General features: G+C 65.7%; 20 protein-coding genes. 6 read left to right on the top strand and 14 right to left on the bottom strand.

The window, feature by feature from the left end; translation table 11 throughout:
- Window positions 1-10: 10 nt before the first annotated feature.
- The 10 genes from iolD to KM176_RS23440 all read right to left on the bottom strand — a co-directional run bounded on the left by iolD (window position 11) and on the right by KM176_RS23440 (window position 11302).
- Window positions 11-1867: a 3D-(3,5/4)-trihydroxycyclohexane-1,2-dione acylhydrolase (decyclizing) gene (iolD, locus tag KM176_RS23485; protein WP_160895480.1), complete on the bottom strand. Its 1857-nt coding sequence runs from the start codon at window positions 1865-1867 to the stop codon at window positions 11-13.
- Between the two features lie 105 nt (window positions 1868-1972).
- Window positions 1973-3889, bottom strand: a complete 1917-nt coding sequence (locus KM176_RS23480; RefSeq protein ID WP_160895481.1) for a bifunctional 5-dehydro-2-deoxygluconokinase/5-dehydro-2-deoxyphosphogluconate aldolase — start codon at window positions 3887-3889, stop codon at window positions 1973-1975.
- Window positions 3890-3913: 24 nt separating this feature from the next.
- Complete coding sequence (locus KM176_RS23475; protein WP_160895482.1) at window positions 3914-4198, bottom strand: putative quinol monooxygenase; 285 nt, start codon at window positions 4196-4198, stop codon at window positions 3914-3916.
- Window positions 4199-4203: 5 nt separating this feature from the next.
- Window positions 4204-5145 carry a sugar phosphate isomerase/epimerase family protein gene (locus KM176_RS23470; RefSeq protein ID WP_160895483.1) on the bottom strand — a complete coding sequence of 314 codons (942 nt, stop codon included), beginning with the start codon at window positions 5143-5145 and terminating at the stop codon, window positions 4204-4206.
- Window positions 5146-5310: 165 nt separating this feature from the next.
- The gene (locus KM176_RS23465; RefSeq protein ID WP_160895484.1) at window positions 5311-6333 is read right to left on the bottom strand and encodes a Gfo/Idh/MocA family oxidoreductase; all 1023 of its coding nucleotides are present in this window, start codon (window positions 6331-6333) and stop codon (window positions 5311-5313) included.
- Window positions 6330-7235, bottom strand: coding sequence for a sugar phosphate isomerase/epimerase family protein (locus KM176_RS23460; RefSeq protein WP_160895485.1), 906 nt, complete (start codon window positions 7233-7235; stop codon window positions 6330-6332). Before KM176_RS23460 ends, KM176_RS23465 begins: the two co-directional genes overlap by 4 nt.
- A gap of 64 nt (window positions 7236-7299) precedes the next feature.
- A complete protein-coding gene (locus tag KM176_RS23455) occupies window positions 7300-8133 on the bottom strand; it encodes an ATP-binding cassette domain-containing protein (protein WP_160895486.1) in 834 nt (277 codons plus the stop codon).
- An 11-nt stretch (window positions 8134-8144) separates the two neighbouring features.
- A complete protein-coding gene (locus KM176_RS23450) occupies window positions 8145-9140 on the bottom strand; it encodes an ABC transporter permease (RefSeq protein WP_160895487.1) in 996 nt (331 codons plus the stop codon).
- 4 nt (window positions 9141-9144) lie between these two features.
- Window positions 9145-10176, bottom strand: a complete 1032-nt coding sequence (locus KM176_RS23445; RefSeq protein ID WP_160895488.1) for an ABC transporter permease — start codon at window positions 10174-10176, stop codon at window positions 9145-9147.
- Between the two features lie 151 nt (window positions 10177-10327).
- The gene (locus tag KM176_RS23440; RefSeq protein ID WP_160895489.1) at window positions 10328-11302 is read right to left on the bottom strand and encodes a sugar ABC transporter substrate-binding protein; all 975 of its coding nucleotides are present in this window, start codon (window positions 11300-11302) and stop codon (window positions 10328-10330) included.
- A gap of 153 nt (window positions 11303-11455) precedes the next feature.
- Here KM176_RS23440 and KM176_RS23435 point away from each other — a divergent pair, with 153 nt between their 5' ends.
- From KM176_RS23435 to repC, 4 genes are all read left to right on the top strand, one after another.
- Entirely contained in the window at window positions 11456-12490 is a 1035-nt protein-coding gene (locus KM176_RS23435) for a LacI family DNA-binding transcriptional regulator (RefSeq protein WP_160895490.1), read from the top strand.
- 190 nt (window positions 12491-12680) lie between these two features.
- A complete protein-coding gene (gene repA, locus KM176_RS23430) occupies window positions 12681-13865 on the top strand; it encodes a plasmid partitioning protein RepA (protein WP_160895491.1) in 1185 nt (394 codons plus the stop codon).
- Window positions 13865-14842: a plasmid partitioning protein RepB gene (gene repB, locus KM176_RS23425; RefSeq protein WP_160895492.1), complete on the top strand. Its 978-nt coding sequence runs from the start codon at window positions 13865-13867 to the stop codon at window positions 14840-14842. Before repA ends, repB begins: the two co-directional genes overlap by 1 nt.
- 169 nt (window positions 14843-15011) lie before the next feature.
- A complete protein-coding gene (gene repC / locus KM176_RS23420; RefSeq protein ID WP_160895493.1) occupies window positions 15012-16220 on the top strand; it encodes a plasmid replication protein RepC in 1209 nt (402 codons plus the stop codon).
- A gap of 485 nt (window positions 16221-16705) precedes the next feature.
- Here repC and KM176_RS23415 read toward each other — a convergent pair whose 3' ends face one another.
- The 4 genes from KM176_RS23415 to KM176_RS23400 form a co-directional block, all read right to left on the bottom strand.
- On the bottom strand, window positions 16706-17683 hold the full coding sequence (locus tag KM176_RS23415; RefSeq protein WP_202397890.1) for a LacI family DNA-binding transcriptional regulator: 978 nt from the start codon (window positions 17681-17683) through the stop codon (window positions 16706-16708).
- 104 nt (window positions 17684-17787) lie between these two features.
- Window positions 17788-19281: a tripartite tricarboxylate transporter permease gene (locus KM176_RS23410; protein WP_160895495.1), complete on the bottom strand. Its 1494-nt coding sequence runs from the start codon at window positions 19279-19281 to the stop codon at window positions 17788-17790.
- 9 nt (window positions 19282-19290) lie between these two features.
- Window positions 19291-19710, bottom strand: a complete 420-nt coding sequence (locus KM176_RS23405) for a tripartite tricarboxylate transporter TctB family protein (RefSeq protein WP_160895496.1) — start codon at window positions 19708-19710, stop codon at window positions 19291-19293.
- An 84-nt stretch (window positions 19711-19794) separates the two neighbouring features.
- The gene (locus KM176_RS23400) at window positions 19795-20844 is read right to left on the bottom strand and encodes a type 2 periplasmic-binding domain-containing protein (RefSeq protein WP_160895497.1); all 1050 of its coding nucleotides are present in this window, start codon (window positions 20842-20844) and stop codon (window positions 19795-19797) included.
- 231 nt (window positions 20845-21075) lie between these two features.
- Between KM176_RS23400 and araD the strand changes: the two genes are divergently transcribed.
- Together araD and KM176_RS23390 are read left to right on the top strand one after the other, a co-directional pair.
- The gene (araD, locus tag KM176_RS23395) at window positions 21076-22818 is read left to right on the top strand and encodes an L-arabinonate dehydratase (RefSeq protein WP_160895498.1); all 1743 of its coding nucleotides are present in this window, start codon (window positions 21076-21078) and stop codon (window positions 22816-22818) included.
- Window positions 22819-22828: 10 nt separating this feature from the next.
- Window positions 22829-23725, top strand: a complete 897-nt coding sequence (locus KM176_RS23390) for a dihydrodipicolinate synthase family protein (protein WP_160895499.1) — start codon at window positions 22829-22831, stop codon at window positions 23723-23725.
- The last annotated feature ends 12 nt before the right edge of the window (window positions 23726-23737 follow it).

The following is a 23737-nucleotide window of genomic DNA, read 5'->3' as shown; positions in this document are numbered from 1 at the left end:
GGTCCTTTCGTCAGTTCAGCAGGCGGGCACTTGCGATCTGCCCGAGGTATTCCTCGAAGCGGTCACGCTGCTTCTGCCGTTCCGAGACCTGCGGCACCGCCACGTCCCAGAAGAAGCCATGTTCGCCCGCCGAGGTTTCGATCCCGGTGCCGGGGAAATCCTTCGCCACCGTCTCGATCACGATCACCGTGGGGATGTTGCGGCTGCGCGCCGCCTTCACCTCGGCCTCCAGCTGGTCGGTATTCGCCGCCTTCACCGCATGGGCCCCCATCGAGGCCGCATGCATCACGTAGTCGATCTCGGGCTGCACCTCGACGTTGCAATCCACGTACATGTTGTTGAAGGGCTCGCCGCCGCAGCCCAGGGTCTGCAGCCGGTTGATGCAGCCGTAGCCACGGTTGTCTGTCAGCACCACGGTGAAGGGAATGCGCCGCATCACCGCCGTCGCCAGCTCCGAGTTCGCCAGCATGTAGGAGCCGTCGCCGACAAAGCAGATCACGTCGCGCTCCGGCGCGCCCAGCTTCAGCCCCATGGCCCCGGCGACCTCGTAACCCATGCAGGAATAGCCGTATTCCATGTGATAGCCCCCCTGGGAAGGCTGCCACAGCAGCTTCAGCGCGCCGGGCATGGTGCCGGCGGCGCACATCGCGACCGCATCCGCGCCGGTGGCCCGCTGCACCGCGCCGATGACCTGGCCATCGGTGGGCTTCGCGGCCTGATCGTCGGGACGGGCGCAATGGGCATCGACCGCGCGCAGCCAGTCTTCGCGCGCCCCCGCATCGGGCGTTTCGGCCCGGTAATCGCCAAGCGCCGCGCTCAGCGCCTCCAGCGTCACCTTTGCATCCCCCACAAGGCTTTCGGCGCCATGCTTGGCCGCGTCGTAGCCATGGATGTTGATCGATACCAGCTGCGCACCTTCGCCAAACAGCGTCCGCGACCCGGTGGTGAAGTCCTGGAACCGCGTGCCCACCCCGATCACCAGGTCAGCCCCCTGCGAGGCCGTGTTGGCCGCCGCCGAGCCATCGACGCCGGAGGCGCCGAAGTTCATCGGATGGCCCTGCGCCAGCCCCGACTTGCCGGCCTGGGTCTCGGCCACGGGGATGCGATGCCGGCTGGCGAAATCGCCCAGAACCTCCTCGGCCCCGGAATAGATCGTCCCGCCGCCCGAGATGATGACGGGCCGTTTCGCCGCCCGGATCATTGCCGCCACGCGCGCCAGCTCCCCGGCATCGGGGGCCGGGCGACGGGTCCGCCAGACGCGGGGCGCAAAGAAGGCTTCCGGGAAATCATAGGCCTCGGCCTGCACATCCTGGCAGAAGGCCAGCACGGCGGGGCCGCAATTCGCCGGATCGGTCATCACCCGCAGCGCCCGCGGCAGGGCGCTCAGCAGGTGCTCGGGCCGGGTGATGCGGTCGAAATAGCGGCTGACGGGACGGAAGCAGTCATTGGCCGACACCGTGCCATCGTCGAAATCCTCGACCTGCTGCAGCACCGGGTCGGGCCGCCGCGTGGCAAAGACATCCCCCGCCACGATCAGCAGCGGCAGCCGGTTCACATGCGCCAGCGCCGCAGCCGTCACCACATTGGTCGACCCCGGCCCGATGGACGAGGTCACCGCCATGGCCCGGCGCCGCTTCTGCGCCTTGGCAAAGGCGATGGCGGCATGGGCCATGGTCTGCTCGTTCTGGCCCCGCCAGGTCGGAAAGACATCGCGATAGGCATGCAGCGCCTCGCCGATACCCGCCACGTTGCCATGGCCGAAGATCGCCCACATGCCGTCGATGTAGCGCTCCCCCTCTTCCGTCATCTGCACCGAAAGCCAGCGCACCATGGCCTGGGCCGCCGTCAACCGAACCGTCTTCGTCATCTCGTTTCCTCCCGGCCAGACCCGCTCTTCATCATCTGGCCAAAAATATCCCGGGGTGAATTGCGCCCCCCGGGGGGCGCAAGAGGGGCAGAGCCCCTCCCCCTCTCAGGCCGCGTTGCGCCGGGCCTTGGCGCGCGCGCCGTCCCAGATGTCGCAAAGCCGCCGGTAGCGCTCCGCCATCTGCGACACCGCCGCCGCATCCGACATCCGGCCCGCCATCCAGGCCCGTGCCGCATCGCCGAAGATCGTCCGGCCCACCGCGAAGCCCTTCACCAGCGGATAGCCCGCCGCCACGTCGAAACTGGCCGCCAGCTCCGCCTCGGGCGCGTCCAGCCCCAGCACCACGATGCCGCGGGTATGGGGATCGTTCTCCTCGATGGCCGCGATCGCCTTCTCCCAGGCGGCGGCGCTCTTCAGCGGCTCCAGCTTCCACCAGTCCGGGTAAACGCCCGCCGCGTAGAACTGGCGGATCAGCGTCGCGGTGGTCTCCTCATCGACGGGCCCGACCTTGGAGGGGATGATCTCCAGCAGGAATTCCAGCCCGTTGCGCCGCCCGGCGGTGAAGAGCGTGCGCACCTTCTCCTCCTGCGCGGCGCGGGTCGCGGCATCGTCGTCGGGGTGGCAGAAGCACAGCACCTTGATGACGTTCTCGCGCGCCCATTCCTTCAGCTGCCCCATGTCCACGCCCAGCTCCGGCTCCAGCTCAAGCGGACGCGAGCCCGGCAGCTCCGTCGGCCGTCCGATCCACAGTCCCGAGCCCGAGGCCGCATGCAGCGCCCGCCGCCCGATCCGGTTGTCACACAGGATACCGTAGCCCGGTGCCTCCCCCGCGACGGCCTTCGCCGCCTTCAGGCACAGCTCCTTGAAGGCGCCGCCCTTTTCGGCGGAATAGCCCTCCATCTCCTCCAGCTGGAGGCGGTGGTCGAAGGCGAAGACCCGCATCGTCGACCAGTCGCCCTTGCGGTTGGTGGCCCAGTGCACCTGTTCCAGCGCCACGTCGTTGCGCAGGTCGGGCCGCAGGATGCCGCGTTCAAAGAAGAACTGCAGCTCTTCCCAGCTCGGATAGGCCGGGGTGCAGCCATGGCGCGACACCGCGAAAGCGCCGCAGGCATTGGCGTATTTCAGCGTCGTCGGCCAGTCCTCGCCATCCAGCCAGCCCTTCAGCAGACCCGAGAAGAACCCATCCCCCGCGCCCAGCACGTTGAAGACCTCGATCGGGAAGCCGGGGCCGGATTGCGCGTCATCCAGGCTGCCCGGGATCTCGCCCTCGATGGCCACCGCGCCCATCGGTCCGCGCTTGCACACCAGCACCGCGTCCGAGACCTTGCGCACGTTGCACAGCGCCTCCATCGTGTCGGTGGAGCCGCCGGCGATGTGGAACTCTTCCTCGGTGCCCACGATCAGATCGAAATGGTGCAGCACCTCCTGAAGCGAGGCGGTGACGGCGGCGCTTTCGACAAAGCGGCTTTCACCATCGCCATGGCCCGCGACCCCCCAGAGGTTCGGGCGATAGTCGATGTCGAGCGCCCTGCGCGCACCATGCTTGCCCGCCAGTTCCAGCGCCTTCAGAACAGCCGCCCGGGTCCGCGGGTGGCTCAGGTGCGTGCCCGTCGGGACGACAGAGCGCGCCTTCGCGATCAGCGCCTCGTCGATGTCGTCCTCGCACAGCGCCATGTCCGCGCAGTTCTCGCGGTAGAAGATCAGCGGAAACTGCTCCTCGTCGCGGATGCCCAGGATCACCAGCGCGGTCAGACGCTCCGGATCGGTCTTCACCCCTTCGGTCGCCACGCCCTCGCGCGCCAGCTGTTCCAGGATGAAGCGGCCCATGTGTTCGTTGCCGACCCGGCTGATCAGCGCCGAGCGCAGGCCAAGACGCGCCGTCCCGCAGGCGATGTTGGTCGGGCTGCCGCCGATGTATTTCTCGAAGGAGCCCATGTCCTCCAGCCGGCCGCCGATCTGCGCGCCGTACAGGTCCACACCGGCACGGCCGATGGTCACTACATCCAGGCTTTTCTCTGTCATGGCGTCATTCCTTTCGTCGGCGCGTCAGGACGCGACGTTGATCGTCTCGAAGGTCAGGTGGCGGTGGAACTGCTCGTGGAAGGCGATGAAATCCTTCGTGTGCTGCTGTTCCATGTGGAAGGCATGGGCAGCCTCGTCCTTCCAGCTTTCCACGAAGACCAGCGTGTCGGGGTCATCGGTGCAGGTGAAGAAATCGTAGGACAGGCAGCCGGGCTCGGCCCGGGTGGCGGCCTGGGCGGCTGGCGCCCGCGCAAGGATCTTCTCGCGCGTGCCGGGCTGAAGGGCGATGGTGATGATGAACTTGTACATCGCGCTCACCGGATGATCGTCGCTTGCAGCGCGTCGATGGAGGACTGGATGCCGGCCTCGGTCGACATGGTGAAATCCTCCATCTCGAGGCTCACCCAGTCGTTGTAGCCAAGCATCCCCACGACCGAGAAGAATTCCTTCCACCATTGCAGGTCATGGCCGGCACCGACGGCGACATAGTTCCAGGAGCGGTTGGCAACATCCGTCACCTCCTTCAGCTCCAGCAGACCGTTCACATCGGCAAGGCCGCGTTCGATCCGGGTGTCCTTGCCGTGGACATGGTGGATGGCGGGGCCAAGCGCGCGGGCGGCGGCGATCGGGCAGGCGCCCTTCCAGAACAGGTGGCTGGGGTCGAGGTTCATGCCGACCATCGGCCCGACCTCGTTGCGCAGGCGGAACAGGGTTTCCGGGTTCCACACCAGCATGGCCGAGAAGTTTTCCAGCGCGTATTTCTCGACGCCCACTTCCTTGGCCAGCTTCACCAGGTCGTGCCAGAGCGGGAAAGCGCGGTCCTCCCACTGGTAACGGTCGCGTTCGGGCATCTCGTCGGGCCAGGACTTCGTGTAGACCAGCCAGTTCGGCACGCTGTCGCCCGGCGCGGCTTCGGGCAGGCCCGACATGGTGACGATCTTGGTCACGCCGATCTCGCCCGCCAGGCGGATGGTTTCCTCCATCTCCTTGCGGTGGCGGGTGCCCATGGCGCCCGGGTCCAGCGGGTTGGCCGAGCAGTTCAGCGCGGCGATCTTCAGGCCGCGGGCCTCGATCTCGGCCAGCTTCTGCTTCAGCAGGCCCTTGTCGGCCAGCAGCGCATCGGCGCGGAAATGCGGCGCGGGGGACCAGCCGCCACCCGTCATCTCAATCCCCTCGACACCGAGGGCGACACATTTGTCGAGCATCTCCGTGAAGGAGAGGTTGCCCATGACATCGGTGCAGATGGAAAGCTTCATGCTTTTCACTCCGGAAAAATTGTCAGGTGGCAGCCGCCTCCGCGCAGAGGGAGGGAGAAGCGAAGGCGGCTGCCGATGCGCCGGGGTGGTGGAGGATCACCCGGGACATCCCGCGATGGGCAGGACGGACGCAAAGCTTGGGCGGATGCCCGTCAGGTCGGATCGTCAGGCCGCGCGCGAGACCGGCAACCCGTAGAGGGCCGGCTTGTCGCGCATGGTGATCTTTTCGAAGACGCCGCTGTCGACCGCGCGCAGCGCGGCATCGGCGACCAGCGTCGCGGCATAGCCATCCCAGGTGCTGGGGCCGGTGGCCGTCCCCTGCACCGCCGCGACGATCCATTCGCGGAACTCCTGGTCATAGGCCTCGATGAAGCGTTCGCGCCAGTCCTCGGGGATCGCCTGGCGATAGCCGTTGGCGTCGGTCACCACGGTGGCCGGGCGGTTCGGCAGCGCCGCGATCCCGGTCTCGCAGGAGACTTCGCCGCGGATATCGTAGCCATAGGCGATGTTGACCGAGATCTCGACATCGACCAGCGCGCCCGAGGCCATGTGCAGCAGCACGAAATGCGGGTCGCGCAGCTCTCCGCCCTGGCGCGACTTGCGCGGCAGGCGGACCTCGACCCCCGCGACCTCGTCCGAGAGCAGCCAGCGGGAGATATCCGCATCATGCACCAGCGTGTCGTTCAGCGGCATCTCGGACGTGTAGAGGCCCGGCGGCACCGAGGCATTGCGGTGCGTCGAATGGTACATCAGCGGCAGGCCCAGGGTGCCGCCGTCGATCACCGCCTTCAGGCGGCGGTAATCGGCATCGAAGCGGCGCATGAAGCCCACCTGCACCAGGCGGCGGCCGAAGGCGCATTCCGCCTCCATCACCCGCAGCGCGGCCTCGGCCGAGGTGACCAGGGGCTTTTCGCAGAACACCGGCTTGCCGGCGGCGATGCAGGCCAGCAGCTGTTCCTCGTGGGCGGGCCCCCAGGAACAGATCACCACCGCGTCCACGCTGTCGGAGCCGATCAGCGCATTGGGGGTGTCGAAGACCTGCGCACCCTCCGGCGCGGCAGAGGCCGCGCGGGCCAGGTCGATGTCGGTGACCGCCGTCACCTGTACGCCCGACAGCACCTTGGTCAGCCGCCGGATGTGGTCCTGACCGATCATCCCCGTTCCGATAACGCCTACGCGCAGCATCATTTCGTCCCCCAGTACTTGTCCACGTAACGCTGGATTTCCGAGCGCATGAAGTGACCGCTCTCGTCCATCTTGTCTTCCCAGGCGAAGACGCAGGCGGTCATGATCCCGTCAAAGCCCACCTCGTGCAGGGTGCCGAAGAAATCGTCCCACGGCACTTCGCCCTGACCGATGTTCAGGTGCTGGTGGATGCGGGCGTTGGTGCCCGGCGGGTTCAGGATGTACCTCAGGCCAGAGCTGGCCTTGTGGTTGAAGGTGTCGGCGATGTGCACATGGGCCAGCACGTCGGCGCATTCGCGGATCATCGCCTTGGTGTCGTCGCCGAAGTAATAGGTATGCGGCGCGCAGTAGAGGAACTTGACGTTCTTGGAGTTCACCGTGCGGATGATGTCCACCGCCGGCTGAAGCTCCTCGACCCAGTCCTCGGGGTGGGGCTCGATGTGAAGCATGATGCCCTCGCGCTCCACCAGCGGCACGAGTTCCTCCATGGAACGCCACCAGGCGTCCTCGGAGCTTTCGATCATGGAGCCGGTGTGGCAGCAGTAGCAGCCCCCCTTGTCGGGATGCGGGCCGCGCCCGAATTCCGAGTTCATCACGTCGACTTCCAGCTCGACGCAGATCTCGATGGCGCGTTTCCAGTGGCGCACGGCGGCTTGGCGCTCGGCCTCGTCGGGGCTGGCCCAGCGATACATCGGCAGCAGGCTGGAGATGCCCACATCGGCATCCTTCAGCGCCTTCTTGAAGCTCTTCACCCGGTCGGGGAAGACGCGGGGCGCCTTGAACCACTCGAGGAAGTCGGCGCGGGGGCTAAGCTCGATCCACTCGAAGCCCAGCTCGGCGACCTTGGAGGGCAGCTGTTCGAGGCTCAGGTGGCGGTGCATGAACGGGTCGAGCGCGATCTTCATGGGCTCTCTCCTCCGGGAAATGGTGTTGCGGGGGGCGCGGCTCCTCTTCCGCGCCGGGATCTTGTCAGGCGACGGTGGCGCGGGCCGCAGATTGCGCGGGCTCGCCCCCGGTCGCCTCGGACTGCGCTTCCATGGCGCTGTCGAGGTCGGCCAGGGCTTCGCCGCCGGCCATCAGATCGGTGATCTCCTCGCGGGATTTCTCGCCGCGCATGAAGTTGGCCGCGACCGCACCGCGGATCAGCACCGCGAAGTGATCGCCCACCGCCATGGCATGGGTCACCTGGTGGGTGATGAAGATCACCGCCAGGCCGCGCTTGCGGGCTTCCAGGATGATGCGCAGCACGTGGCTGGCCTGCTTCACCCCAAGCGCCGCGGTCGGTTCGTCCAGGATCAGCACGCGGGCGCCGAAGTGAACGGCACGGGCGATGGCCAGGGACTGGCGCTCGCCGCCCGACAGGCCGCCGATCAGCCGGTCGCCATCGTCGATGCGGGTGATCCCGAAGTCGCGCACGGCCTTCACGGCGACCTCGTTCGCGGTCTTGCGGTCGAAGATCTTGAAGGGGCCGAACTTCTTCACCGGCTCGCAGCCCACGAAGAAGCTGCGCCCGATCGACATCAGCGGGAAGGTGCCGCCGAACTGGTGCACCGTGGCGATCCCGCGGTCGGCGGCTTCCTTCGGCTTGTCGAAGGAGACCTGCTCTCCGTCCATGAAGATCTCGCCGGTGGTGGGCTTGTGGACGCCCGCCAGGGTCTTGATCAGGGTGGACTTGCCGGCGCCGTTGTCGCCCAGCAGGCAAAGCACCTCTCCGGCATTCACCTTCAGATTGATGTCGTGCAGGACGTCGATCGGACCGAAGGACTTGTTGACGTTTTTCAGTTCAAGGACAGCATGCGTCATCTGTCGGGTCCTCACTTCTTTTTCCGGGGGGAATAGGAGATCGCCGCCTTGCGGAAGCTGTTGTTCATCAGCACCGCCACCAGGAGCATCACGCCGATGATCAGGGACGACCAGTTGCGGTCGATGTCGGTGAAGTAGATGCCCTGGGTGACGACGGCGAAGGTCAGGGTGCCGAAGAAGATGCCTAGCACCGAGCCGAAGCCTCCGGTCAGCAGCGTGCCACCCACGACCACCGAGACCACGGCGTTGAAGATGTAGTTCATGCCGCCCGAGACCTGGGCCGAGTTGAACAGGATCGCCCCGCACATCCCCACGAAGGCCGCAGAGGTTGCCGACAGGATGAACAGGCCGATGGTCAGGCGTTCGGTCGGGATGCCGGCGTTGCGGGCGCTGACCTTGTCGCCGCCCATGGCGAAGATCCAGTTGCCCCAGGGGGTGTGGTGGACGATGACCAGGAACAGCGCGCTGATTGCGACCCACCACAGGATGATCACCTGGAAGGACCCGCCCAGCAGCTGCCCGAAGAGCGTCTTGGCCCAGACCGGAGAAGTCAGTGCGACCGAGGCGTTGCCGGTCAGCAGCACCGAGGCCGAGAGCACGATGCCCTGCATGGCGACCAGCGTGCCCAGCGTGATGATCAGCGAGGGGACCGAGGTCTTGACGGTCAGCAGGCCGTTGATGGTGCCGACGATGACGCCGAGCGCCAGGGCCCCGGCGATGCCGAAGATGATCGGCAGGCCGTAGTAGCCCGAGATGATCGCCACCGTCATCGACCCCGCCGGGATCATCGCGCCGATGGAGATGTCGAGCTCGCCCGAGATCATCAGCAGGCCCATGGGGATGGCGACGATGCCGAGGTTTGCGGCCAGGTTCACCCAGGAGGCCGCACCCAGCATGTTGCCCAGGTTGACCCCGCCGAAGATCACGAAGAAGGCGATCACGGCGATGAGGCTCAGGACCGAGCCGGCCTCGGGACGGCGCAGGAAGGATCCGAATACGTTACCCATTCTCTCAGCCCTTCTTCTTGGTGGAATAGGTCAGCGCGAGCTGGCGGAAGGTGTCGTTCATCAGCACCGCGACCAGCAGGAGCGCCCCGATGATGACCGAGCCGAGATTGGCGTCGAAACCGGTGAAGTAGATGCCCTGGTTGACCATGGCGAAGGTCACGGTGCCCAGCACGATGCCCACCACCGATCCGAAGCCGCCGGTCAGAAGCACGCCGCCGATGACCACACACATGATGGAGTTGAAGATGAAGCTCTGGCCGCCGGCGACCTGCGCGCTCTGGTAGACCATGGCCTGGCCGGTGCCGACGAAGGCGGCGGCGAGGCCCGAGAGCATGAAGAGCCCGATGGTCAGCTTCTCGGTCGGGATGCCGGCGTTGCGGGCGCTGATCTTGTCGCCGCCCAGGGCGTAGATCCAGTTGCCCCAGGGGCTGACATGCAGGAGGTAGCCGATCACCAGGGCAAAGCCGATCCACCAGAAGATGGTGACCTGGAACATGCCGCCGATGAAGGCGCCCAGCAGGGTCTTGGCCACCGGCCCGGGGTTGATCGAGGTGCTGGTGGAGCCGGTCAGCAGGACCGAGAGGCCCAGCGTCAGCCCCATCACCGCGAACATCATGCCGATGGTGATGATCAGAGAGGGCACGCCGGTGCGGATCACCAGCAGGCCGTTGACGAAACCGACCGCCAGACCCACGGCCAGCGCCGCGATGATGCCGACGATGTCCGGCAGACCGTAGTAGCCCGAGACGACCGCAGCTGTCAGGGAGGCGGCGGGAATGACCGCGCCGATGGACAGGTCCAGCTCTCCGGCGATCATCAGCAGCCCGATGGGCAGCGCGACGATGCCGATCTCGGCCGCCACGTTCAGCCAGCTCGCGAAGCCGGGGGCGGAGACGAAGATCTGCCCCGAGACGCTCAGGAAGAAGAGGAAGACCGCGATCATCCCCAGGAAGGAGCCGGCCTCCGGTCGGCGCGCGAGGCGCCCGAAGGAGGGGCCTGCCGCTCCGGGGGACTTGGTGTGCGTGGCTGTAGCCATGAGCTGTTTCCCGTTTCGATTGCCTGGCCGGGGGCATCGCGTTCCGATGCCCCGCAGGGTCGGCGACCACCCGGAAGCGGCGGTCGCCCTGATCCGGGGTTTCACCCGGACGTCTGCAGTGATGAGGAGGGTGGCCGGGGAGCGCGCTAGATCAGCGCGCGCCCTTCTTCATGCCTTCCATGGTCACCTCGACGTTGGAGGCGTCGATGATGCCGGGGCCGGTCAGGATCTCGCGCGTGGGCACGGTCAGGCCGAAATTGACATGGGCGTTCAGGATGGAGGCCGCCAGATAGCCCTGCATGTAGCCCTGCTGGTCGATCGCAAAGAGCTGCTTGCCGGACTGGATGTTGCCCAGGATGGTCTCGTCCATGTTCAGGCCGCCGACCTGGACCTTGCCGGACTTGCCGGACTGCATGACCCCGTTGATCGAGGCGTTGGCATCGACATCCGACACCGTATAGATACCGCCGACATCGGGATGCTGCAGCAGGTAGGCCTTCACGGCCTGGGCGACGGCGGTCTGGTTGCCGAAGGAGGTCGCCGGCAGCGGCAGGACCTCACCGGTGCCGCCCGCTTCCTTGATGCCCTCGGTCAGGCCCTTGCAGTTGGCTTCGATGTTCGCGGCGCCCGGCAGGGTGTTGACGCAGATGACGTTCTTGATGTCCTTGCCGGCAAAGTACTTGCCCGCCGCCTTGCCGGCCTCGTAGTCATCCGAGCCGACGTAGTTCAGCGCGCCCAGCTTGTCCGCCGCCTCGATGCCGCCGGCATTGATGACGATGAACGGAATGCCAGCCTTCTTCACCGCCTCGAAGGCGGGGTCCATGGCCTCGGGCACCCAGTCGGGGGCGACGATGGCATCGGCGCCCTGGCTGATCGCCTGGCGGATCAGCTCGGCGGCATCGACGCCCAGGTTGTCGTAGTTCTGCGGGCCCAGCCAGGTGACGGAGCCACCCTGCTTTTCCGCCACGATGCCGGCATCCTCTGCGCCGCGCTTGACGATGGACCAGAACGGGTCGTCCGGCTTGCCGCCGATGACGAAGATGTCCGCAGCAAAACCTGCGGTTGCAAAGCACGCTGCAACGGCCGCAGTCGAAAGGGTCGCCGCAAGACGGCTGAACTTGTTCATGATGATGTCCTCCCTGCTCCACCTCCCCGTGGAGCTTCGATGACATTGATGTACCCGAGTCCCGTAAAACGCGAAAATGAAATTGCACCATAGCTTGTCATTTGTATCATTTTGTGTCATTCGTTTTGACACAAAGTTGAAAGGAACCCGCTCATGAATCGTCCCACCATCGCCGATCTGGCCGAGGCTGCCGGGGTCTCCGTCTCGACGGTGAACCGGATCCTGAACGGCAAGAGCGCCGTACGGTCCGGTACGGTTGAACGGGTACAGGCTGCCGCCGAAGAGATCGGATTTTACGGGCTGGGCACCATCGAGGAGCGGCTGCGCACCTCTGCGCCGACCTACAAGCTGGGCTTCCTGCTCCAGCAATCCTCGCGCGAACTCTACCAGCTGTTCGGCCGCCACGTGATCGCCGCCTGCCGCCGCCGCCAGAAGGAGACCATTCATCCGCTGGTGGATTTCGTCGATCTTCTGACGCCCGAGAACATCGCCGCGCGGCTGCTGGCGCTTGGGCGGGAATGCGACGCGGTGGCGCTGATTGCCGCCGATCATCCGGTGATCAGCCAGGCGATCCGCACCCTGCGCGAAGAGGGCAAGCCGGTCGTGGCCTATATCAGCGACCATTCCGCCCCCGAAAAGGCCGCCTATGTCGGCACCGACAACTGGAAACTGGGCCGCACCGCCGCCTGGTTCGTCAGCCAGATGACCCATGGGCCCGGGCGCGTCGCCGTCTTCATCGGCAACCACCGCTACCAGTGCCAGGACGTCGCCGAGGCCAGTTTCCGCTCTTACATCCGCGAACATGCCCCCGAACTGGTGGTCGAGGACAGCCGCCCCACCCACGAGGAAGGCAGCCAGGCCTATGCCATGCTCTCCGAGATCCTGCGCAGCTGCGACGACCTGAAGGGCATCCTGATCGTCGGCGGCGGCATCTCGGGAATCATGCGCGCCCTTCGGGAGATTCCGCCGGAACGGCGCCGCAACATCCGCCTGATCTGCCGCGACATCGGCCCCGAGACCCGCAAGGGCCTCTCCGAAGGGCTGATCACCGCCGCGCTGTGCCATCCGCTGGAGGCGACCTCGGACCAGCTGGTGCAGACCATGATCGACGTCACCGATCCCTCCAACCGGACGGCGATTCTCCAGCGCACCCTGCCGCTGGAGATCGTCACGCCGGAGTCGATCTGACCCCCCTGCCCCGCCGCAGGCCCTGATTTTCCCCGCCGGACGCCTGTACAGGCGTCCGTAACTGCTTCATGCCGCCGAATTTTTCAGAAAACACTTGCGCCACCGCCGGATTCTCAACAATAGTCACGAAAAATCGCGGGCAAACGACAATTTCCGTGAACACGACAGAACGAGCGGTGCGAGGCAGAACATGGACACTCCTGATTTTCAGGAACACCTGAACGCGGTCATCCGTCAACATGCGGAAGCCCTGGCCGTGCAATTGCAGAACCAGCGCGAGAACCTGTTCCCCCCGGATGCCCGCAAGGAAATGCGCCGCTTCACCTCCGGCGAGGCCGCGGCCCTGCTGGGCGTCAACGATTCCTACCTGCGCAAGCTGCACCTGGACGGCAAGGGCCCCGCGCCCGAGATGACCGCCGGCAACCGCCGCCTCTACTCCGCCCAGGACATCCAGGATCTGCGGGTCCTGCTGGAAAAGACCTCTCGCAAGCCCGGCGACTACCTGCCCGGACGCCGCGAGGGCGACCACATGCAGGTCATCGGTGTGATGAACTTCAAGGGCGGTTCGGGCAAGACCACGACCTCGGCCCACCTGGCGCAGCGCCTGGCCCTGAAGGGCTATCGCGTGCTGGCCATCGACCTCGATCCCCAGGCCTCGCTGACCGCGCTGCACGGCGTCCAGCCCGAGATCGACCTGCCCGACGGCGGCACCCTTTACGACGCGATCCGCTACGACAACCCGGTGCCCATCGCCGAGGTGATCCGCAAGACCTACATTCCTAACCTCGACCTCATTCCCGGCAACCTCGAGCTGATGGAATTCGAACACGAGACCCCGCGCGCCCTTGCCCAGGGCAGCGCCGGCCTGTTCTTCTTCCGCGTCCGCGAGGCGCTGGCCCAGGTCGAGCATGATTACGACGTCGTGGTGCTGGACTGCCCGCCGCAGCTGGGCTTCCTGACCATGTCCGCGCTTTCCGCCGCGACCGGCGTGCTGGTGACCATCCACCCCGAGATGCTGGACGTCATGTCGATGAGCCAGTTCCTGCGGATGACCGCCGACCTGATGGACGTGATCGCCGAATCCGGCGCCGACATGTCGCATGACTGGATGCGCTACGTGCTGACCCGTTACGAGCCCACCGACGCGCCGCAGAACCGCATCGTCGCCTTCCTGAGGCTGATGTACGGCGACAAGGTGCTGAACGCGCCGATGCTGAAATCCACCGCGATCTCGGATGCCGGTCTGACCAAGCAGACCCTCTACGAGGTCGAGCGCAGCGCCTTCACGCGCAGCACCTATGACCGCGCCATCGAAAGCGTCAACGCGGTGAATGATGAAATTTCCGAGCTGATTCAAAAGGTTTGGGGGCGTTAATGGCCGATAATCGCAAGAAACGCATGTCACTTCTCGACAGTCTCGCAGCGGCGGGCTCTGCGCCACCGGATGCCGGCAGCAGCATGATGAGCTCCAACCGGGCGCTGCGTTCGGCACGCGATGCGGTCGATGCGCATCATGTCTGGGATCTCGATCCCGAAAGCATCACCGATGACCGCCTGGCCGACCGGCTGGATCCCAAGGACGTCGCCGACCTCCGGACCTCGATCGAGACCAACGGCCAGGCCGTGCCGATCCTGGTGCGCCGCGATCCCGCCAAGGCGGATCGTTACCTGCTGATCTACGGGCGCCGCCGGCTGGAAGCCGTGCGGTCCTCGGACCGGGTGACCAAGGTGCGCGCGATGATCGCCCATATGGACGACCGCTCTGCCGTGCGCGTCCAGGTGGCCGAGAACACCGAGCGCCGCGACCTGAGCTTCATCGAACGCGCGCTGTTCGCCAAGGAACTGCTGGACAACGGCTTTGGTACCCAGTCCCAGGTGGCAGAGGTGCTGAACGTCACGAAATCCGCGGTTTCCATGGCGCTGTCGGTGGCCCGCGCCATCGGTCCCGAACTGGCCCGCGCCATCGGCCCCGCCGCCGGCATCGGCCGCCCCCGCTGGGAGGCGCTGGTGCAGGACCTGCAGGCCGCAGACATGCCCGTTGCGGACCTGATTGAACTGGCCGAGCAGAGCTATGCCGCAACCGATCCCGAACGCGCCGACCCCTCGGTCCAGGCGTTTGAAACGGTGGCACGGCGGCTGCACAAGGCGGCCTCCCCTGCCCGACCTGCGAAACCGCGCAGCAGCAGCCGCCAGATCACCCTGGATGGTCAGGCCGCAGGGAAAATTTCGCGCACCCGAACGGGTCTGCGCCTCGACATCACCGCGCCGGACGACGCCTTTGCCGACTGGCTGGCAGACCAGGCGCCCGCGCTGATCGAAGAACTTAGGACCCGGTGGAAAAACCGGGACTGAGGCAGAGCAGAAACAACAGGAGGCACGTGCCGACAAAAAAAGGTCCCGCAAAGACAACGCTCCACGAGACCCCTTTAGCTTAGCACCCCAAAGGTAGTCGGAGCCGCGCACAACCGCAAGTCCAAAGCGATTTGCGGCGGGGTATTATTTTGTCTTCGTGATGAAAAACATGGGCTACGTCCCGATAACGCCGTTCCGGCGAACGGCGGAGGCTGTCTGCGTGCAGCGCGCCAGGGTGCAGAGCGCCCCTGCCCCCCTTCCCGTGGTCAGCAAGTGGGATATCCTGAGCGAACTGACCGAGGCCCGTGCGGCTTTCGGGCTGAGCGATCGGGACATTTCCGTGCTGCGTGCGCTGGTCTCGTTCCATCCCGGCACCGATCTGGGGGCCGATCCGGCGAAGTTGGTCGTCTTTCCTTCCAACGCCAGCATCTGCACGCGGCTGAACGGGATGCCGGACTCGACCATGCGGCGGCACCTCGCGGCACTGGTTGCCTCGGGGCTGATCACACGGCGCGACAGCCCGAACGGCAAGCGCTACATGCGCCGCAGCCGGGGCACCGCCACGGCCTTCGGTTTCGACCTGTCACCCCTGCCCCGGCGCTTCGCTGAAATCGCCGAGGCCGCCGAGGCGCAGCGCAGCCTTCAGGAGGAAATCGCCGCGCTGCGCGAGACCCTGAGCCTGATGCGCCGGGATCTTCTGGGCCTTCTGGAAAGCCTTCCGGAGGAATGCCAGGACGCTGCGCTGACCCTTTCCGAAGACACCCGCCGGTTGCTGCGCCGCAAGGCCGGCCTGCCGGAACTGCGCCAGCGCGAGGCCGAACTTTCGATGGCCCTGACCCATGTTCCCCCTGCCGAAGTGATCTCGACAGAAGAAATGAGCACCAATGCCGCCGAATATGAGCAGCACTATCAGAGTCTGAAAAAAGAGTCATCGGATTCTGAAGACGACCCGTCTTGGTACCCCATGCAAAGCGATATCCCAGGATCGGAAAACGCGCTGGCTAAGAAGAAGGCCGAAGCCATACCACCCCGGATCGCACTCAGGACTGTCATGTCGGCCTGTCCCTCCCTGAACGATTACGCCGAGGGCCCGATCAGAAGCTGGAGCGATCTGGTGCGCACAGCCGAAGGGCTGCGCCCGATGATGGGAATCTGTCGCGCCTCCTGGGAGGAAACCAAGCGCCATATGGGGCAGATCGAAGCCGCCATTGTCATGGCCGCGATGCTGGAGCGGTTCGAGGAAATCAAGTCTCCGGGCGCCTATATGCGCGGGCTTTCGCAGAAGGCCGCGCGCAATGGGTTCAGTGCCATGCCAATGGTCCTCGCGCTACTGCGCAGGGAGGGGACTGCGCAGTATTCCCCGGGCAGGGCCGCATGATCTGGCTGTCATGAGACTGGGTGGGGGATAGGGCCCAGGAACACCCCTTAGGGTCTTCCGCCAGAGGGTGTCGCAAGCTCTCTGGCGGGCGTCTTCCCGGCAGCACGACATTTTCCTGGGGCGTGCTGCGGCGGGGCCGTCCGAAAATCCTGGCCGGGGGCTTTCCCTCATCGATTGGAAACAGCAACACCTGTTTCGGGAAGGTTGCGCGGGCCGTCTTTCTGGCCGTGAATGCCGGCGCCGTGCGTTTATGACCTGTCTCTCACGATCATCGACGCGGGCGCGATAGCCAGTTTGGGGCAGGGCGCTCCTATTGGACGGGCCTGACCTCAATTTCAGGGATATTCGCGCGACGCGTGCGGCATTGCCGAGGAAAAAGGCCGGTTCACAGCTGTGAACTGCGAAACCGGCCGTTGATAGCCTCAGCAAATGTATGAAAACGTGAAGAAATCGAATTCTGAAGAAGAAACGGCGGGGCAGGGCGGTCAGGCCGAGCCGCGCCGCACGATCTTGAAGCCGAGGTCGATCGCATGCCCGCCGGTGTCGCGGCGATCCAGGCGGGCCAGCACGGCATCCGCTGCCGCACGTCCGAAGGCATCCCGGTCGACGCGAACCGTGGTGATAGCCGGCTCGACGTCCGCCGCGAATTCCTGATCCCCGAAGCCGATCACGGCGATGTCCTGCGGCACCCTCAGGCCCTGGGCGGCGGCCTCGATGATCACGCCATGGGCCAGCAGGTCCGAGCTGCAGAAGATCACGCCGGCGCGGAACTGACGTTCCTCCAGCAGGCGGCGCAGGCATTCACGGCCATGGGCGAGGGTGGCGGACCCCGCCAGATTGATCTCGGGCACCGTGCGGGCGGTCAGGTGAGTGTAGCGGGCAATGAAGGCATCCTTGCGGCGCAGGGCGCGCTCATCCCCGGCAGAGATCGTCGCGGCGGCCTCGTACCCGCGCGAGACGGCGTAATCGGCGGCGGCGCGCCCGGTCTCGGCGTGGCGGAAGCCGACGCAGATGTCGATGGGGGTGTCGGTATGGTCCCAGACCTCGACCACGGGAATGCCCGAGCCCAGCAGCATCTGGCGGCTCTTGGCGGAATGGTAGATGCCGGTCAGAAGGATGGCGTCGGGGCGGCGCGACAGGTGCGCGGCGATCACCTTTTCCTCGTCCAGCGGATCGAAGCCGGTCTCGGACAGCAGGATCTGGTAGCCCTGTTCGCGCAGCCGGTCCGAGAAGGATTTCACCATGCTGGCATAGACCACGTTGGTGATCGCGGGCACCAGCGCCGAGATCAGCATCGATCGGCTGGTGGCCAGGGCGCCGGCCAGGGCATTGGGCACGAAGCCGGTCTGCGCAATGGCCTGGCGGATTTTTTCAAGCGTCGCGGGCGAGACCTTGGAGGGGTCCGAAAGCGCGCGGGAAACCGTGACCTGGCTGACGCCTGCGAGGCGTCCCACGGTCTCCATCGTGACACCGCGGCCCTTCCCTTTACGGGAGGACCGCGGCCTGGGGGTGCGTTTGTCTTCCATCTCGCGCATATAATCCTACCGGGCGCGGGCGGGCGCAAGGCTCAGCCGTGATCCTCCATCCGGCGCTTTTGGCGCGCCATGAGGATGGAACCCGCGATGGAGCCGACGATCAGCACCCAGAGCACGATGGCGATCCAGCTTTTCGTGAAGAAGATCGTCCAGGTGCCGAAGCTTTCCAGCGATTTCACGAAGTAGACCTCGGCGGAGGGGCCCAGGATGAAGCCGATGATGAAGGGCGCGACCTCCAGTCGGATCTTGGTGAAGAGCCAGCCGAGGATGCCGAAGATCAGCAACGTCCAGACGTCGAACATGATGCCGTAGTTGATCGTGTAGGCCCCGATCACGCACATCATCAGGATGACCGGGAACAGGATGTGCTTGGGGATCGTCACCACCAGCGCAAAGTAGCGGATGGCGAAGTACATCAGCACGAACATGGCGATATTGGCGATCAGCATGGCGATGATCATCGCGTCCCAGGTGCCGGGGTTGTTGCCGATGAACAGCGGGCCGACCTGGATGCCCTGAAGGGTGAAGGCGCCGATCAGCAGGGCGGTGGTGGAATCCCCCGGGATGCCCAGCGACAGCAGCGGCACCAGGGCGCCCCCGGTCAGACCGTTGTTGCCGGCCTCGGAGGCCATGATGCCCGCCGGTTCACCCTTGCCGAAACGCTCGGGCGTCTTCGAGAAGGTCTTGGCATTGGTGTAGCTGATGATCGAGGCGGCCGAGCCGCCGACCCCCGGCAGGATGCCGACGAAAGTGCCGATCAGGCCGGAGCGCAGCAGGTTGAAGCTCTGACCGCGGAAGACGTTGAAGGAAAAGCGCGAATGGGCGCCGACCTTGATGTCCTTGGTGGAATGGCCCTTCGGAACGCCGATCTCGGCCTGCTCAAGGATCGCGGCCAGACCGAAGAGGCCGATCAGCACCGGCAGCAGCGAAAAGCCGTTTTCCAGCCAGTAGCCCAGGCCCGGGGGCACCAGGCGCATCTCTCCGTTGCCGCCCTTGGAAATGTCGTAGACCCCGATCAGCGACACGAAGATGCCCAGCACGCCCGAGAAGACGCCCAGCAGCATGTCCGAGGACAGCGCCGCCATGACGGTGAGGGCGAAGAAGATGATCAGGAACTTCTCGACATAGGAGAACTCGATGGCGAAATCCGCGAGGGTGGGGGCGAAGAGGTCCAGCACCAGCAGGGAGATCAGGCCCCCGGCCAGCGAGGCCACGACGCCGATTTTCAGCGCCTTCTCGCCCTCGCCCCGCTTGGCCATCGGATAGCCGTCGAAGGTCGTGGTGATGGAACTTGGCGTGCCGGGAATGCCCAGCAGGATCGCCGGGACAAGGCCGCCGGAAATCCCCCCGACGTAGAGCCCCAGCAGCAGCGCCAGGCCGTTGTCGAGGCCCAGCGAATAGGTCAGCGGCAGGCACACGGCCACCGCCATGGTCGCGGTCATCCCGGGAATGGCCCCGAAGATGATGCCGACCAGCGTGCCGCCGACGATCAGCGACAGGAAGAGCGGAGTGATGATCTCGAACATGCCGGGTCCTCAGGGCAGGGTCAGGAAGAGCGGGTAGGTGAACAGCCACCACACGAAGGTGGGGCCTACCAGCGCGACGATGAGGAGGGGGAGGATGGCGCGGGGCGTGCGCTCGTGCATGAACAGGATGCCGGTGGCCAGCACGTAGGGGATCGAGCACAGCAGGAAGCCCAGGCCGGTGTTGGGCCAGATGTTCCCGACCGGCACCATGAGCGAGAAATAGACCAGGGTCAGCGCCAGCGCGCCCAGGAAGCGCGGCTTGTCCATGGCGCCCCAGGTGTCGCGCCAGTAGGCGCCCGAGGCCGCGATGCGCTTGCGGTCGCGGATCACGATGGCCACCAGCAGCACGCCCAGCACGCAGGCGATGATGGTGGGAAAGATCAGGTGCGATGTTTTGAAATTGATCGTCACATGGGTCAGGTTGCCCATGAGCGCCTCCCTTCGGCTTGCGTCAGGCTGCCCCGGCAGCCGCATGGACCGCCGGGGAGGGGAGAGTCGCCGATCCGGTGCGGATCAGGACTTGGAGGAGATGTCGTCGATCACCTTGGCATAGGTGTCGCGCTTGTCTTCCAGGTGCTTCAGCGCCTGGTCCTGCGGCAGGTAGTTGGGGATGAAGAACGCGGCCTTCTGGCGTTCCTCGATCTCTCCGCTGGCATAGATTTCGCCCAGGGTCGTGTCGATCGCCTTCGAGATTTCCGGATCCATGTCCTTGTTGAACAGGAAGAAGAATTCCTTGTCGAAGGTGAAGTCCTTGCTGCCGTCCAGGGTCACGCTGGTTTCGGGGCTGGCAAAGCTCAGCATCTTGGCGCGGTCGGTGCCGCCCATGCCGGCCTCGGGGGCCTGTTCCAGCGTTTCGGGGCGGGCGGTCAGCCAGACGAAGCGCATCGCCTTGGGGTCGGAGGAATCGAGCTGGGTGAACTGCTCGTTCGCCTGGATCGAGCCGTTGATCACATCGGCCAGGTTGTCCCACATCGCCTGGTTCTTGTCCGACTGGGAGCCGGTGTTGACCGCGACGATGTTGTCTTCGGAACCCGGCGCGCGGACCTTGGCGGCGTTCTTCATTGCCGAGAAGCCGATCTCGGAGACGCCGCCGGGCTGGATGGCGACACGGATCCGGGTGCCGTCGGCGGCGGCCTTCAGGATGTCATCCATGGTCTTGTAGGGGCTGCTGGCGGGGACCAGGTAGGCGTTGCCCGGGTTGATCGCCACGGTCGGACCGATGGCGTAGTCGGCAAAGATGTTGTCGTAGCCGGTGACGCCGTAGAGATAGCCGAGGTAGCTCTGATCATGGAAGATCATGATCGTGGTGCCGCGCTTGTCGCGGGCCAGGGTCTTGAAGGCGTCCGAGGCGCCGACGGCATCGACCTTGATGTTGATGCCCAGCTTTTTCGACAGCGCATCGGCCACCATGGCCGAGGTCTGGTAAGTGTCGCCGCCGGTCGATTTCGACCCGATCACCATGCGCATGTTGCGCGGCAGGTTGGCAGCGCGCGCCCCCAGCGGGGCGGCGATCACGGCGGCAGCCGAACTGGCGGCAAGAAAGCTTCTGCGAGTGAATTTCATCATGTCCTCCCTGGTGACCGTTTCGGCCACCGCTCCTTTGGCGGGCGGTCTCCTCCCGCCCGATGGCTTTATGAAAGCGCATACATGAAGAAGAACCATGTTTGGCTTCTCCCTGTCAAGGACTTCGCTTTCGCGTGTTGAAAACGTGAAGATTGGCCGCGATTCCCTTGACGTATGAGAATGTATGCGCATACATCATCGCAAAGCACGGCACTGATCAGGAGGAGAATCATGTCGCAAGCCCCCCGTAAAACCCCGGATCAGCTGCGTTCTGCCCGCTGGTTTGCCCCCGATGACCTGCGCAGCTTCGGCCACCGCTCCCGGATGATGCAGCTGGGCTATTCGGAGGAAGAGTTCCGCGACAGGCCGATCATCGGCATCCTCAACACCTGGTCCGAGCTCAACAGCTGCCATTCGCATTTCCCCGAGCGGGTGAAGGACGTGAAGCGCGGGGTGCTCCAGGCCGGTGGCCTGCCGGTCGAGATGCCGGCGCTGTCGGTGGATGAAAGCTTCAACAAGCCGACCTCGATGCTTTACCGCAACATGCTGGCCATGGAGACGGAGGAGCAGATCCGCGCGCACCCGCTGGATGGCGTGGTGCTGATGGGGGGCTGCGACAAGACCACGCCCGGTCTGGTGATGGGGGCGATCACCGCAGGCGTGCCCTTCATCTACCTGCCCGCCGGCCCGATGCTGCGCGGCCATTACGCCGGCAAGATCCTGGGCAGTGGCTCGGATGCGTGGAAATACTGGGATGAACGTCGCGCGGGCAATATCTCGGATGCGGAATGGCTGGGCTTCCAGGGCGGCATCGCGCGCTCGGCGGGGACCTGCATGACCATGGGCACGGCCTCGACCATGACGGCGATCACCGATGCGATGGGGCTGACGCTGCCCGGCGCCTCCTCGATCCCGGCGGCGGATTCGGGGCACCAGCGCATGGGGGCCGATTGCGGCCGCCGTATCGTCGACATGGTCTGGGAGGATCTGACCCCCGAGAAGATCATCACCGAAGCCGCCGTCAGCAATGCCGCCAAGGTCGCCATGGCGACCGGCTGTTCGACCAACGCGGTGGTCCACCTGATCGCCATGGCGCGCCGTGCGGGCATCGGCCTGACGCTGGACGATCTGGACGCGCTTGGCCGCACCACGCCGCTGATCGCCAATGTGCGCCCTTCCGGCAAGGACTACCTGATGGAGGACTTCTTCTATGCGGGCGGTCTGCGCGCGCTGATGAAGCAGATGGAAGGGATGCTTGACACCGCCTGCATCACCGTTACCGGCCGCTCTCTGGGCGAGGAAATCGCCGATGCCCAGGTCTTCAACGACGACGTGATCCGCCCGCTCTCGAACCCGGTCTATCACGAGGGGTCCCTCGCGCTGCTGCGGGGCAACCTCTGCCCGGATGGCGCGGTGATCAAGCCCGCCGCCTGCGATCCGAAATTCCATGTCCACGAAGGGCCCGCCCTGGTCTTCGACAGCTACCCGGAGATGAAGAAGGCGGTGGATGACGAGGATCTGGAGGTCACGCCCGATACCGTCCTGGTGCTGCGCAACGCGGGCCCCCTGGGGGGGCCGGGCTTCCCGGAATGGGGGATGCTGCCGATCCCGAAGGCGCTGATCAAGCAGGGCCACCGCGACATGCTGCGGATCTCGGATGCGCGGATGTCGGGCACCTCCTATGGCGCCTGCGTGCTGCACGTCGCCCCCGAAAGCTTCGTCGGCGGGCCGCTGGCGCTGCTGAAGACCGGCGACATCGTGCGCCTCGATCTGCCCAACCGCAGCCTCGACATGCTGGTCCCCGAGGCGGAACTGGCCGAGCGCAAGGCGGCCCTCAAGGCCCCCGAACCCCGGTACGAGCGCGGCTGGGGCTACATGTTCTCGAAACACGTGACGCAGGCCGACAAGGGCTGCGACTTCGACTACCTGGAGCGCGACTTCGGCGCGGCTGCAGGCGAACCCGACATCTTCTGAGGAGGACAGAATGCTCGATCTCGATACCGCCCTGACCGGAATTTCCGGCATCCTCGTCACCCCCTATGACGAGGCCGGAGAGATTGCTCCGGCGAAACTCTCCCCGATCCTGGACCGCGCGCTTGGCGCCGGGCTGCACATGCCGGTGGTGAACGGCAATACCGGCGAATTCTACGCCCTGACCACGGAGGAGGCCTGCACCATGGCGCGCGAGGTCTGCGCCATGGTCGATGGCCGCGCCCCGGTGCTTGCGGGCATCGGGCGGGGCATCCGCGACGCCTGCACCCTGGCCCGCGCCTCGGCGGAGGCCGGCGCCACCGCGCTGATGATCCACCAGCCCCCGGATCCCTTCGTCGCCCCCCGCGGCACGGTGGATTACGTGAAGGCGATCTCGGATGCTTCCGGCGGCCTGCCGATGATGCTTTACCTGCGCAACGATGCCATCGGCACCGGCGCGATTGCCGATCTCTGCGCGATCCCGGGCGTCAAGGGCGTCAAATGGGCCACCCCCAATCCCCAGAAACTCGCCGCCGCCAAGGCCGCCTGCGATCCCTCCATTGTCTGGGTCGGTGGCCTGGCCGAGGTCTGGGCCCCCACCTTCTACGCCGTCGGTGCCCGGGGCTTCACCTCCGGCCTGATCAACGTCTGGCCGGAACGGTCGCTGGCCATTCATGCCGCCCTTGAGGCCGGCGATTACCCCGAGGCCAACCGCCTGATCGCCCAGATGCAGGCCTTCGAGGACATCCGCGCCGAAGAGCTGAACGGCACCAATGTCACCGGCGTCAAGGCGGCGCTCCAGGCCACCGGTTTCGACTGCGGAGCCACCCGCCCGCCCTCGGCCTGGCCGCTGACGCCGGCCCAGCAGGACAAGCTCCAGCTGTTCCTGAAGGAAAATGCCCTGATCTGAGCGCACCCTGCC

It is taken from the genome of Pseudooceanicola endophyticus (assembly GCF_018760365.1).
In the GTDB taxonomy this organism is placed as follows: Bacteria; Pseudomonadota; Alphaproteobacteria; order Rhodobacterales; family Rhodobacteraceae; genus Pseudooceanicola; species Pseudooceanicola endophyticus.
This window is presented reverse-complemented; position numbering and strand designations above follow the sequence as displayed.

Bases quoted from the DNA above. Each gene is read 5' to 3' on its own strand.
- iolD (WP_160895480.1), bottom strand. From the start codon at position 1,867: ATGACGAAGACGGTTCGGTTGACGGCGGCCCAGGCCATGGTGCGCTGG.
- KM176_RS23480 (WP_160895481.1), bottom strand. From the start codon at position 3,889: ATGACAGAGAAAAGCCTGGATGTAGTGACCATCGGCCGTGCCGGTGTG.
- KM176_RS23475 (WP_160895482.1), bottom strand. From the start codon at position 4,198: ATGTACAAGTTCATCATCACCATCGCCCTTCAGCCCGGCACGCGCGAG.
- KM176_RS23470 (WP_160895483.1), bottom strand. From the start codon at position 5,145: ATGAAGCTTTCCATCTGCACCGATGTCATGGGCAACCTCTCCTTCACG.
- KM176_RS23465 (WP_160895484.1), bottom strand. From the start codon at position 6,333: ATGATGCTGCGCGTAGGCGTTATCGGAACGGGGATGATCGGTCAGGAC.
- KM176_RS23460 (WP_160895485.1), bottom strand. From the start codon at position 7,235: ATGAAGATCGCGCTCGACCCGTTCATGCACCGCCACCTGAGCCTCGAA.
- KM176_RS23455 (WP_160895486.1), bottom strand. From the start codon at position 8,133: ATGACGCATGCTGTCCTTGAACTGAAAAACGTCAACAAGTCCTTCGGT.
- KM176_RS23450 (WP_160895487.1), bottom strand. From the start codon at position 9,140: ATGGGTAACGTATTCGGATCCTTCCTGCGCCGTCCCGAGGCCGGCTCG.
- KM176_RS23445 (WP_160895488.1), bottom strand. From the start codon at position 10,176: ATGGCTACAGCCACGCACACCAAGTCCCCCGGAGCGGCAGGCCCCTCC.
- KM176_RS23440 (WP_160895489.1), bottom strand. From the start codon at position 11,302: ATGAACAAGTTCAGCCGTCTTGCGGCGACCCTTTCGACTGCGGCCGTT.
- KM176_RS23435 (WP_160895490.1), top strand. From the start codon at position 11,456: ATGAATCGTCCCACCATCGCCGATCTGGCCGAGGCTGCCGGGGTCTCC.
- repA (WP_160895491.1), top strand. From the start codon at position 12,681: ATGGACACTCCTGATTTTCAGGAACACCTGAACGCGGTCATCCGTCAA.
- repB (WP_160895492.1), top strand. From the start codon at position 13,865: ATGGCCGATAATCGCAAGAAACGCATGTCACTTCTCGACAGTCTCGCA.
- repC (WP_160895493.1), top strand. From the start codon at position 15,012: ATGGGCTACGTCCCGATAACGCCGTTCCGGCGAACGGCGGAGGCTGTC.
- KM176_RS23415 (WP_202397890.1), bottom strand. From the start codon at position 17,683: ATGGAGACCGTGGGACGCCTCGCAGGCGTCAGCCAGGTCACGGTTTCC.
- KM176_RS23410 (WP_160895495.1), bottom strand. From the start codon at position 19,281: ATGTTCGAGATCATCACTCCGCTCTTCCTGTCGCTGATCGTCGGCGGC.
- KM176_RS23405 (WP_160895496.1), bottom strand. From the start codon at position 19,710: ATGGGCAACCTGACCCATGTGACGATCAATTTCAAAACATCGCACCTG.
- KM176_RS23400 (WP_160895497.1), bottom strand. From the start codon at position 20,844: ATGAAATTCACTCGCAGAAGCTTTCTTGCCGCCAGTTCGGCTGCCGCC.
- araD (WP_160895498.1), top strand. From the start codon at position 21,076: ATGTCGCAAGCCCCCCGTAAAACCCCGGATCAGCTGCGTTCTGCCCGC.
- KM176_RS23390 (WP_160895499.1), top strand. From the start codon at position 22,829: ATGCTCGATCTCGATACCGCCCTGACCGGAATTTCCGGCATCCTCGTC.